This window comes from Bacillus cereus group sp. N21 (assembly GCF_016483395.1).
Taxonomy (GTDB): domain Bacteria; phylum Bacillota; class Bacilli; order Bacillales; family Bacillaceae_G; genus Bacillus_A; species Bacillus_A pseudomycoides.
The window spans coordinates 1-11,629 of the sequence record NZ_JAEHBX010000104.1 but is presented as its reverse complement, the minus strand read 5'-3'; the positions used below and the strand labels follow the sequence as shown (position 1 = coordinate 11,629).

The window sequence follows — 11,629 nt, the reverse complement described above, 5'->3', positions numbered from 1 at the left end:
GTAAGGTCACGAAATATCACATTTTCGCATTAAGACATGTATTGGAAATTAATTGTTCCCTAAAACAAAAAAATGAAACCCGTCAGGGTTTATTTCGTATGTAAATCTTTAAATTCCCTACACGTAGCCTTTTAGAAAAAAGAAACAAGCTCTACTATAATTGACGTTGTATGAGCTTATCTTGATAGCGATGTGGTGCTACCTCTAATATACAACTCTATTTCCTCTTAACTTTTAAAGTAGAAATTGACGAGTGGCTCAAAAAAGAAGTAATCGTTGCCGTATGCCAATTAAGAACAACACATTATCGCTTTAGTATAGGAATCTTCAGGGATATATATTTTGTTGTTTTTAACTTTATATGGAATATCATGTCTTTCAAGTATATTTGTATCAACAGACTCTACCGTATCACCCCATTGTATGTATTTACCGCTGTATCCTTTTGAATACCAAAATACAACAAAAAGAATCAAAAAACCTAAAAATAAAAATACTATTCTCTTTTTTTCATTTTTTTACCTCTTTACATTTTAATGGGAATACATGTACATATTACCATATGCATAGGTTTAAATGACATAGTAATAGAGTAAATAAAATAGGAGGAGGGTTTTTATGCTTAAATTTATAAAAGAAAAGTTAGCATTAATAGGTGCTCTTTGTTTGTTTATTATTACTATTGTAAATTACATAGTAAATAACGAGACAGTAACTGGCATAGTTAGTATTTCATTATTTGTTCTTGTATTAATCTTATTTATTATTTCTAGAAATAATAAAGTATCCTAAGGTGGATAAAGTGTGAGGTTCTTTTGTTAGTTATAGAGTTGTCTTACAAATAATTAGAGGTAGTTGTATCGTGTCTGTCAACGGTAAGCGGACAGAATGAAGCGGAAGCGGAAATGAAGGAGCATTAAGGAGTTGACAGACTTACTGTCCCAGACCCTCTTGTGGTTGTCAAACGGTACCCGTTTGACCCTGCCTACTGGCGAGGGAGCCCCCTCAAAAAATGAGGGGGTTGGGGGAGTTTTCAAATGGGGTCTGGGGAAGGTTTCCCCAGTGGGTTTGGGCGAAGCCCAAGGTTTTTGTTCTTGCACGGCTTGTCCGTGATCGGCGAAGCCGACGTGTCCCGTAGGGCACACTCTATTGTTGCGTAGTGACAATATAAGAGTGTGTTCTCTAATTGACATGCAATTACCCTCTATGCCATGATTAAGTGGACAAATATGAAGGGGGCTGGCTCTGTGAGTTACTCTATTTTTCGAGTGCAAGGAATTAAAACAACAGGAGATCTACGAGGAATTGGAAAACATAATGCGGACAGAGTTTCGTATACAAATCATGATATTGATCGGGCGAAATCAAGCGAGAATATCGAGCTTGTAAAATGTGAAGATACATATTTAAAACGATTTAATGAGATTACAAGTGAAATGAAAATAGACCATGAAAAACGTATGAAAAGTATGCGATCTGATAGAAGGAAATCATTTGACCAGGCGATTAACAGTGCAAAAAATGATGTGGCTTGTGAATTTTTATTTACGAGTGATGAGGAATTCTTTCAGAATAAATCGAAAGAGGAAATTGAATCCTGGGCGAAACAGTCTCTTGAGTTTCTTGAAAAAGATATTGGTATTACAAAAGATAAAATTATTCATGCAGCGGTTCATATGGATGAGAGGACGCCACATTTGCACGTTGTAGCAGTTCCATTAATCAAGGCGTATGACGGACGTAGAAAGGCTGATACATGGCAAATTAGTCGTAAGAAGTTCATTAAAACAAAAGAAGATTTAGCGAATTTGCAAGATAGATATCATCAGCGTATGAATGAACATGGTCATAAACTGGAAAGAGGTACAACAAAAGATATTAAACATGCGACAGTTCAAGGGTTTAAAGAGCAAACAAAATATCATGAAAATGAGGTTGTACAAGCATTAAAGAAAGCAGATCATGCAAAAGAATTGGCAAATAAGCTAGTAGCGGATGTGAGACATATTTCAAAGCTGGATAAAATTCCAGTGCATCAAGAAATTGTATGGGAACGTCAAGTGTTTAAAAAGGTCGAGAAAGTCACAGGAAGGGTTATTTTAGAGCCTAAGGACTATCAAGTTATCAAAACCCTTGCGAAAGCTTCAGATGTGCTTAAAACACAAAATAAGAAGCTTATAGGTGATAATAATCTTTTAAACAAGGATAAAATCAATTTAAAAGAAAAAGTAGAACATTTAACAAAAGAAAATCAACAACTTAAAACTGAAAATCTAGAATTAAAAACGGAAAACGATTTTTTGAAGAAAACGTTGGAACGAGTCAAGGAATTTTATAAAGAGAAAGTGCCTCAACTTGCAAATATGGTGGGTTATATGAAAGCAACTGTGTTAGATAAAATGGGGAAAAAGCTGTTGAAGCGCCATTTTGTAGATGATAGTGAGCGTAATGGAGTTCAAAAGTTTTTTAGTGATAAACAAGAACAAAAGAAAAACAAAGAATTAAAAGTAAAATCTCGTAATCGAGATCAAGACTATGGAATGGAACGTTAAAGTCAGTAGTTATTTTAAGTGTACTTGTTTTCAAAAGGAAAATGCTGTGATATTGTCGAAGTATGGAAAAAGTAAAAAACCCCGCGAGTCGGCAAACTTAGGGGTTTTTATGGAAAATTATGAAGGGGTTACCCCTTATTTACTATCAAAGTATCTATATTCTAACATAAGTGGGTTGACTCCTTCTAGTAGAGAAGGAGAGGAATTTTTTTCATGAGTAAAATTATTGATTTTGAGCAAATTGAAAAGAACGCTAGATCAAGAGAAAACCAAATTGAAAGCTTTTTAGAACAAGCAAATGTAGGTTTATCTTCTGAACAACAGCAATTGTTGTTGCAAATTTTACATAGTACAACTGGTGAAGATTATTTTATAGGTAAAAAGAAAAAACGAACTGATGGGGTGAAGTTCGTGCAATTAATTATGGATAACATAAATTATTTAAATAAAATTGGTTACTTACAACCTAAAGAAGAAGCATTTTTATTTAAGCTTACTCCTTACATTGAATTTAAGACAAATGTAATAATAGAAAGAGTAGATAATGAATTAGAGGTTGAAACAAATGCAGCAACTCCTAGTTATTTAGCTGAACAATTTGGAAATACTAGAGAATATATTTCTAGGACTATGAACTCCTTATTAAAGAAAGGTATACTTGGTGTTGCTGAATCTGGAATGACTACTGATGATGGAAGAATTTGTTCTTCTAGAACATGGTTTGTGAATCCTAATGTTATGTGTTGTTCTCCTAAAGATGGTGTAGATAAGGCAACTCAACATATTTTTAAAAGATCTCTTCGTAATTTTAAAATTAAAGATAGCAGTAAAAAACATAAATTACCAGTTTATTTATTTTAAAAAAAGCCTGACTTTTAGTCTTGCTTTTTTTTATTTTATCTTATTTTACATTTTTTAGGTGTGATCATTTAGTCACACAGGTGTGATCATTTAGTCACACCCTACCCCCTTTAAACCCTTGATATTATTGAGTTTTTGTATTTTTCCTCTCTCACTCTATATATATAGCTAAAAGTTCCGAAAGGAACGGGTCGTATTTTTGAGAAGAACACTCAAAAATCTCCACCCTCTCTCTAAAAAAGTCGGTTCGTTGATCCTCACCTAAAGGCTATCGCCTTTTCTTTTTTAAAGAGTCCTTGCGAAACTTTTTTCGGCTCGTTTGCTGTTATCGCCAAGCCGACAGACAAAAAGCAAAACAATGGTTCTCGACTTGGACTAACAAGTATACGAGCCGAACCGCTTAGATTAATCGCTCAAAAATAGTTCTTATTTTATATGTTGATACGTTTAATACGTGGGGTTTCGGCCCCACACGACGAGCCAGCACTCTAGCCAAAAAGCAAGGGGCGTTTCAAAATATCAGGTGTGGTCATATGCCGATTAAATCGGAGAAAGGCACTTAATAGATTGTCTTTTCTTTATTTCTTAAAGTACTTGCTCGTATATTATTTAAAGACATAAAATAATGTGAATCCGTTAAAACACATGAGTGCCCCCTTGTTTTCCCTTCTTATCTAAAGGAGGAACTATTATGGGCTTTGGTGGTAGTTGCGGTAGTTGCGGCGGCGGTTTTGCTGGAGGATTTGCCTTACTCGTTGTACTCTTTATATTATTAATCATAGTTGGAGCTGCTTGTTTCTGCTAAAAAACAATCAGAAAAGGCACTTATACAGGTGTCTTTTCTTATGAAAAAATATTTATATGATGTGGAGTTAAAAGTTGGAGTCTCCCCTTTCAAAAAATGTCTTAATGTATAATGTTTGCGTTTTGTCGGCAGGATCTCGATCTAAAAGATGGGTACAAGTTGTTTTTTTAAACTGTGGAAAATGGTGATGAATAAAGGTACATGTGAGGTTGACATAAAGTATGATTATCGGTAGCAGGGACAAGGTGGAATCCTTGATTTTATTAAGTTTTTTCTTCTTTTCTATGTGAAATCGATATGTAGGATTTTATACATTGTTGTTATAGCGGAGATTCTAGGGATCCCCGCTATTTTTCGTTTTTACTTTTTTGTATAAAATCCTGTATAAACTGAAAAGGTTTTGATGTTGTTATTGAGAAGTAAGGAGTATCTAATTTTAAAATCGATATGTGTTCCTAAGCTTGGGGCTGTAATATGAACTAAATACATTACTCCTGTGAAGATTATGGAAGTTAAAAATACAAACAAGTGATACGTGAATTATTAGGAAAAAGGGTATATCATTGCTATAGCGAATATATTTTTGAGGTGAAACGCTATGAAGACGTTTTATAGTCCTAGTGACGTGGCGGAGCAATTAGCTATCCAATCATCTACATTACGTAAGTATGCAGACGTGTTAGAAAAAGAGGGTTACACTTTCATAAAAAACGAGCGTGGGCATAGGAAATATAGAGAAAGTGATGTAATGGTATTCCGTAAGGTTATAAACCTAAAGAAGGACACAGATATGACACTAGAAAATGCCACAAAGCAAATTGTATCATGGCATCAAGGTGTTGAAGTATTGCCATTGGATCGACATGAAGTTGAGCGCTATGAAGAACCGGATTTCAACGCTACAACGCTACAGACGATGATTCAAGATCAAAAAGAAGTCATTGAAAAACAAAATGACTTGCTCCAGGAATTAACCAAACGATTAACTGAGCAAGACCAGAGATTCATACAAAGAGAATCAGAGTTATTGAGCGCTATACAAACGATACAGGAATCCCAGGCACTTATAGCGACGAATACTAGCAAAGACATGGCGAAGAACCAGGGCCGTTATGAAATGCTCATGCAAACAATAAGGGAAGTCCAGGAAGTTAAGAAGATGATTGCAGCAAGTAAAGATAAGAAATGGTATGAGTTTTGGAAATAATCTTTTGAATCTTTAAACCCTTGATATTATTGAGTTTTTGTATTTTTCCTTTCTCACTCTATATATATATCTAAAAGTTCCGAAAGGAACGGGTCGTCTGCTATTGTGCCAAGCCGAGAGACCAAAAGCAAGCAATATCCGTCCTGCCTTGGACAAGCAATTATACGAGCCGAACTGCTAATGTATCCGTTCAAGATTCTCTTTTACCCTATATTCCATATAACGAGAAGTTCCTGGGGGTTAGCATTCTTGCCTAAAAGCAAGGAAAACACGCTATACATACATGTGTGGCGTGTTTTCGTAATGAATTTTAATTATTTGTTTTTAGGAGTATCGATTCTTACGGAGTATAGACGTTTTTCAACGTAATGTTTTGAAATAGTAAGAGGTTGTGTGTCTGTATTATTTTTAAATTTTGTATAATTTGGTTTTTTAATTGGTGTTGTTATAGTTTCGGCAAATTCATATGGGTAATTAACTTTAGATTTGTCTTCAAGCATATAGATAGCTCCTTTTTTAGAGTGTTTGTTAAAGAGTTGTACTATAATACAATATGTTTATATATTTTTTTTGGGACTAGATATGTATCAACCAATTTATATTGGGGTATCACCTGATGATTTGGTTGGACTAGTTGGTTCAGTTGTTAACACATAATGAAGTTCTACGTAGAATTTTATTTTCTTCGTATATAAAAATCTTTATCTTTAAATTTTGAAAAACGGATATGAATAAACATACATGTGAGGTTAACATAATGTCTTATTATTGATAACAAATATAAAAGGCTCATCCTTCTTTACAAGGGGATAAGCTTTTTATATAATTTCTCATCAAAAACTAAAAATGCTGAACTATTTTACTGGTGTTTGCGATCACAATGAAAACAAATAAAACAACATCTACGGAACTTATCTTTCTTACATTTACAAGAATTACTATGACATTTAGACTTACAAGAATGACTATCATGCTTACATTTACAAGAATCATTACTACGCTTCGAACAGTTGCTACTCCAGCTCATTCTTTATACCTCCTTTTCGAATACGAGTTATATTATTCTATGTTTTAATAAGAAAAATGCTTGTTTATTGACCTATGTTAAATTCTATAGAAAACCCTCTATTGCAGTATTTTATACATTGTTGATATAGCATTGATTCAAAGATTAGATTAGCAAAGAAAATTTTTACAGGAAAATGATGCTCAAAGGATAATAAGAGAAGAACAAAGAGATACTCAATTAATGCAAGTATTAAAAGAAATACAAGATAGGAAGCGTCTAATAGCAGCTTCAGAACAGAAGAGATCTTTTTGGAGTCGTCTATTTGGTAAATAAATTAGAATTTAATAATAGAAAGAAAAGTTCACTTTTTATTTGAAAAAAGATAAGAAGTGAATTTTTTGTTTATTAGTAATAATTGATAGGTTGTGTAATTCTAATTTTTATTTCTAAAACAAATTGGTTAATTGTTTTAGAGCATTTTAATTAAGTATTGAATATTATAAGAATGTAATCTGTAGATTACTAATTATTTAATTTAGTAGGAGGTGAATTTTAAAATGCCTTTCACTACTGGTCCAATTGAAAATGTAGGAAATCAGCCTGCTAATGCAAATAGAGCTAAAGTTAAAATCCTCAATCGTACTGGAGGTACACTTAATGGGGTACTTCGATCTTTTAGACTTGATGGTACAAGAACATTAATCGAACAGAGAAACTTTTCTGTAGCTGCTAATGCTTCTGCTCTTGTAATTCTAAGTTTAGTTCACTCTACTTTGGGACAAGCAGAACAATATGAAGTTGAAATTGTCCCTAATCAAAACGGTGGCATATACAGTGTTTATGGAGTAACTCCTCAGGGTGTTATTATTACTGCGCAACGAGTTTTGAATACAGAATTAACGCAGATTCTTTAATATTAAATAAGGAGTTGGTTATCTTTTGAGATAACCAACTCTCTTTATTTAATTGTTAAAAATCATAGATTATAAAAAAGTATTGCTATTTTTGTAAGCGCTTACTATAATAAAGGTACAAGGATTCATAAAATCTTAATATAAGAATAAAGGAGGAAGTAAAATGGAAATCGCAATGGCAGTTTTAAAATTTGTAGGTGGAGTAATTCCATTTGTACAAGAGCTTTTAAAAGCATTTATGTAAGTTGTTTATTCCGCAATTATTTATAAAAATTATCATACAAATGATCTGTATATCAAAAGTGAATTGATGTACAGATCATTTGTATGAGTAATCTTTAAATAAGAAAGGAGAATCCCAAAAAGAATATGGGATTCTCCTTTTTTTAGTGCATGAAATGTTGCAAAATAACTGACTTGATTTAAGAATATTAATGAGAATTTTTAATTAGCAGCTAGATTGTCCAGTTGTTCCACCAATTCTTACTTGTTGAGTTTGTAATACTTTCAAAGTAAGATCAAGAACGATTTTTTCACGTAAGTGGTCAAATGCTTTTTCATGATGTTTACCACATGATTCTTCATGATGTTTATCATGATCATTATCACATGGTGAGAAGTCAAGCTCATAAAATTCTGCACTAATTATTTCACAAAATGGTTGTTCATTATAGAAAACATTATTTTCAAAGAAGAATTTGTCTAGACGAGGAACATCAGTGTTTTTTGGATTAATAAAACGAGCTTTATTTTCTGAAGAAAAAGCTATGATTGGGTTAGAAGAAAAGTCACCTGCAGTTAAGTCAGCAAAACCTGAGAATCGAACCTTTGCAATTTTATCATGAATCACGCCATTGCAGTCTTTAGCAGCATATTCAATATTTTTACGAATAAAACCTTCTACAAACAATTTTGCTCTTGTTACTCGTAAATACCCTGTTTCATTAATTGGTTCATATTCAACAGGTACTAGTTTACATTGTTGTAAAAATACATCTTTTAACACTCTTTTAATTTCTACTGCTGGTGGACAAAGTGGGATATTTGCTTCTACTACAATTTGAAGTGTTCTTTCTGCTAATACAACTGGAATTTTAACTATTGGATTGCTTGTAAGAACAGGCGTTGCTGGAGTATCACTGAACGGAATTTGTGTTTCTGCTTTAACCTTACAATCTTTATTGTGATCGTGTTTGTTTTCACTCAATTAAAAAACCTCCATTTATTTTTGTTTTTCGAGTGTTTCCATATCTACTTTAATATGATATTTAATATATCTATTTGTGTGCGGGCTTGTATAATAGTTACTTTTCTCATTTTGAAATAAGAAAAACTAAATTAGATTACTTAAAATTCATTGCACTATATTGAATAGGACAGCATATATTATATTGTGGAACGAGCGTCGTACATTTGTTTTACACTTATATATAATTAAATAAATCTCCCATAACAAGAAAAGGAACCTACTAGTAGGTTCCTTTTCTTGTTATGGGGGTAGAAGGAGCAATCGTACCGTGAAGTGAAAAGTAATTTGTAGAAAATGTAACTATGGCTCGAACTCATTGGGGATCTGAGGTAGCCAAGAATTTGAGGATTGGCTCAAGTTCTTGGCGTAAATATTGCCTTGCCCTGGAGGAAGCTGGGTATCCTTTTGATCGCGGCAATAATAATTCTAGAATTTTTTTCATAAAAACGTAGCAACTATAGAACGGCTAGTAACAGTTATGAACAAGAAGAACGTAACACTAGAAAAGGTTATAAATTTAGCAATGACAAGTGTTACAGAAAATAAGATAGCAACTGTTGCTACGATAGCGTAGCAGCTTCAGAACAGAAGAAATCACTTTGGAATCGTCTGTTTGGTAAATAAATTAGAATTGAATGATAAAAAGAAAAGCTGGCTTTTTATTTGAAACAAGATAAACGAGCTTTTTTGGATACTACCGATAATGATAGGTTATATAAACTTTATATGTATACGATATATAGTATTGCTTTCCTTTGGACAAGTAGAGACAAGTATACAAGAAAAACAAGCTCGTTTTACATTTAATATATTAAATTTAAACAAAGGAGCTTGATTATTTATGTCATCAAAAAATAGATTGCATTTCAATCCTTGTGAGTTTCCACTTCCTATTCAGGGATCTTCAGGATTAACACCACAATCAGCATTCAGGGCTGTTAGAGATGTTATTAATGCATCTATACCTGTTTCTGCAGACACCGATGTGCAAGTTTTATATCCGAATGAACAATACGATCTAATAAATGAATATAGTACTTTTACTTCCACATTTATTCCAGAAACAAAAGGTATATATTCTATTATTGCAAGTGTTCAATTTAGTCCTGTTACTTTCACCAATCCTTATAGGGTGCGAATAGCCATCAGAGTAAACAATACTGACGTAGCCCGAGATAATGATTTCTTTAGTACAATCCCATTTGACAATGATGTATCTGTTTCTACTAACATTCAGTTAAATGCTGGAGATCAAGTACAGGTATTTGTGCAAAGTTCTGTAGTTGGTGAAATCGTTTCAGATTCTGCAACTACACATTTTGAAGCTACTAGATTTTCATTTCCAACATAATAAAACAAGTTTATTTTCTTAACTACCGATAACACTGATTATGTGAATGAAAAGTCCCTTCATTTTCTGAAGGGATTTTTCTAGGTTTCTAGATACATGGACTGCTGATAAGTGGGGTTATGTTAACCAAACATGTATTACGTTATATTGAAAAGATAAAAAACGCAAGGAGGATTCTAATCCCCCTTGCTGTAAAATCAGGCTACCCTCTTAATACTTTAAATGCTTCTCTTACTTTTTTAGCAAAATCTAGTGGTGGTTCAACCGATTCAAAGTGCATATACATAGCTCGCGGTTCTTCAAATAACCAGTGATTATGAACTGCTGTAACTATAATATTTCTTCTTCGAAGTTCAGTTAATAATGGGTTAACTTCTTCTTGTAAAAGGACTGTTTCCCCTAAATTTAACGCATTACCTTCACTATCAAGGTCTTCAAACGTAAAAAATTGAGGATTTACCAGTGGAGATCTTGTTCTACGTCCAAGAATGGTAAATCTAATATTACGAAACTTTTGTACCAAGCATACTCCCTCCGGAGTAACCGTTGCAGATCCACCTAAGATTCTCGCAAATTTATTACATAGTTGGCTTCCAGATGGGCATCCAGATTCGCATGAATGATAATTATCTGAATACATAAAAAACCTTCTTTCCGTACATACGTAGTAGTAAAATAAAATGTGAAAGCAAATGATCTAAGCTTGTTTCACACTACAATATATGCTTGTCTTATTGGAATGGTGTAATAGTCATACTTTAAAATTTTTAAGCATAGATTAGTAAGGAAAGATTTCTTTATTCCTGCTGGTTACCTCCATAAATAAAAAGAAGCGCTATTTAGCGTTCTTTTTATTTATGGTATTTATTTTTCATAACAATTGTAAAATATGAGCATATAGGAGTACCGCCAACATTTTGGGGATTTTGTATGCTAAGGAAACAACTTTTTTAGATTGGTTTGTTCAAGAAAAGTGTACCTTTCAGCAAAAAGCTAAAGGGTACACTTTTGTGTGCAATATTTTTCTTTTCTTAACCGGTAATGCGTAAGCCTGTTATACGTAACGGAATTAAAATAAGACCGCGAAGAAACGGTCTTGTTCCTTGTTTTCTTTGATCAACTATTACAACAGAGACTCAAATAAATCATCTTGCTGTAACATCTTTAACTGCATCGGAAATACGATCAACCGCTGCTTTTCCAGTATCTTCAACAACATCAATTGCATTTTGTACTGTATCGCTTGCTGCTTCAATCCCACGTTTTGTTTTGTTACGCCCTTGGTCAATGGCAGATTGATTTCGATTTTGCTCAGTCATTCGTTACTCCTCCTTAAATCGTTCTTCGACCTTAGTATAAGAAAATGTTATTTTGTTATTCATCATATATCAGGAAATGTTATAGGGCGGGTACAGTGTCCATTCATTTGTTTACTTACTATTGATAATCATACTTATGTAAAAAACTAGTGTGGATCTAGTTTTTTCTTTTTTTGTTTATGGATGTTCTAAACTCTTTATTTGCATTGTTTCTAATGTATACTTTTATAGTCGTTTTTGAGGGGAATGGGTAAATTGCGATAAAGTCAATAAAATCAATTAAATGAATGTAAACAAATATTAAAAAGTTTACATTCGTATTTATAATAAATAAAAAGCACTTTTTAATGTTTTAAAAGTGC

Annotated in this window: 10 protein-coding genes and 2 pseudogenes; 8 read left to right on the top strand and 4 right to left on the bottom strand. The window is 32.9% G+C overall.

Going from position 1 to position 11,629, the window contains the following annotated elements; all coding sequences use genetic code 11:
• Positions 1-1,247: 1,247 nt before the first annotated feature.
• The 4 genes from mobV to JDS96_RS28260 all read left to right on the top strand — a co-directional run bounded on the left by mobV (position 1,248) and on the right by JDS96_RS28260 (position 5,425).
• A complete protein-coding gene (gene mobV, locus JDS96_RS28275; RefSeq protein ID WP_199668799.1) occupies positions 1,248-2,552 on the top strand; it encodes a MobV family relaxase in 1,305 nt (434 codons plus the stop codon).
• A 213-nt stretch (positions 2,553-2,765) separates the two neighbouring features.
• Positions 2,766-3,413: a MarR family transcriptional regulator gene (locus tag JDS96_RS28270; RefSeq protein ID WP_199668798.1), complete on the top strand. Its 648-nt coding sequence runs from the start codon at positions 2,766-2,768 to the stop codon at positions 3,411-3,413.
• 691 nt (positions 3,414-4,104) lie between these two features.
• The gene (locus tag JDS96_RS28265; protein ID WP_003203942.1) at positions 4,105-4,218 is read left to right on the top strand and encodes a YjcZ family sporulation protein; all 114 of its coding nucleotides are present in this window, start codon (positions 4,105-4,107) and stop codon (positions 4,216-4,218) included.
• A 598-nt stretch (positions 4,219-4,816) separates the two neighbouring features.
• A complete protein-coding gene (locus JDS96_RS28260) occupies positions 4,817-5,425 on the top strand; it encodes a DUF3967 domain-containing protein (RefSeq protein WP_199668797.1) in 609 nt (202 codons plus the stop codon).
• A gap of 314 nt (positions 5,426-5,739) precedes the next feature.
• Here the strand turns inward: JDS96_RS28260 and JDS96_RS28255 are convergent, their stop codons facing one another.
• Positions 5,740-5,925 carry a hypothetical protein gene (locus JDS96_RS28255; RefSeq protein WP_199668796.1) on the bottom strand — a complete coding sequence of 62 codons (186 nt, stop codon included), beginning with the start codon at positions 5,923-5,925 and terminating at the stop codon, positions 5,740-5,742.
• A gap of 647 nt (positions 5,926-6,572) precedes the next feature.
• On the opposite strand from JDS96_RS28255, the pseudogene JDS96_RS33145 reads away from it, so the two are divergent.
• Together JDS96_RS33145 and JDS96_RS28245 are read left to right on the top strand one after the other, a co-directional pair.
• Positions 6,573-6,767, top strand: a pseudogene (locus JDS96_RS33145) (DUF3967 domain-containing protein); the annotation flags it as partial.
• A 224-nt stretch (positions 6,768-6,991) separates the two neighbouring features.
• Entirely contained in the window at positions 6,992-7,348 is a 357-nt protein-coding gene (locus JDS96_RS28245) for an ATPase (protein ID WP_098159439.1), read from the top strand.
• Positions 7,349-7,796: 448 nt separating this feature from the next.
• Here JDS96_RS28245 and JDS96_RS28240 read toward each other — a convergent pair whose 3' ends face one another.
• Entirely contained in the window at positions 7,797-8,555 is a 759-nt protein-coding gene (locus JDS96_RS28240; RefSeq protein ID WP_199668795.1) for a CsxC family protein, read from the bottom strand.
• Positions 8,556-8,899: 344 nt separating this feature from the next.
• Between JDS96_RS28240 and JDS96_RS32575 the strand changes: the two are divergent.
• Both JDS96_RS32575 and JDS96_RS28235 read left to right on the top strand, forming a co-directional pair.
• A pseudogene (locus JDS96_RS32575) lies at positions 8,900-9,162 on the top strand (DUF3967 domain-containing protein); the annotation flags it as partial.
• 276 nt (positions 9,163-9,438) lie between these two features.
• Positions 9,439-9,948 carry a hypothetical protein gene (locus JDS96_RS28235; RefSeq protein ID WP_199668794.1) on the top strand — a complete coding sequence of 170 codons (510 nt, stop codon included), beginning with the start codon at positions 9,439-9,441 and terminating at the stop codon, positions 9,946-9,948.
• A 202-nt stretch (positions 9,949-10,150) separates the two neighbouring features.
• On the opposite strand, the gene JDS96_RS28230 is transcribed toward JDS96_RS28235, so the two are convergent.
• Together JDS96_RS28230 and JDS96_RS28225 are read right to left on the bottom strand one after the other, a co-directional pair.
• Positions 10,151-10,588 carry a DUF1259 domain-containing protein gene (locus tag JDS96_RS28230; protein ID WP_199668793.1) on the bottom strand — a complete coding sequence of 146 codons (438 nt, stop codon included), beginning with the start codon at positions 10,586-10,588 and terminating at the stop codon, positions 10,151-10,153.
• Positions 10,589-11,093: 505 nt separating this feature from the next.
• The gene (locus JDS96_RS28225; protein WP_199668792.1) at positions 11,094-11,267 is read right to left on the bottom strand and encodes a hypothetical protein; all 174 of its coding nucleotides are present in this window, start codon (positions 11,265-11,267) and stop codon (positions 11,094-11,096) included.
• Positions 11,268-11,629 lie beyond the last annotated feature (362 nt).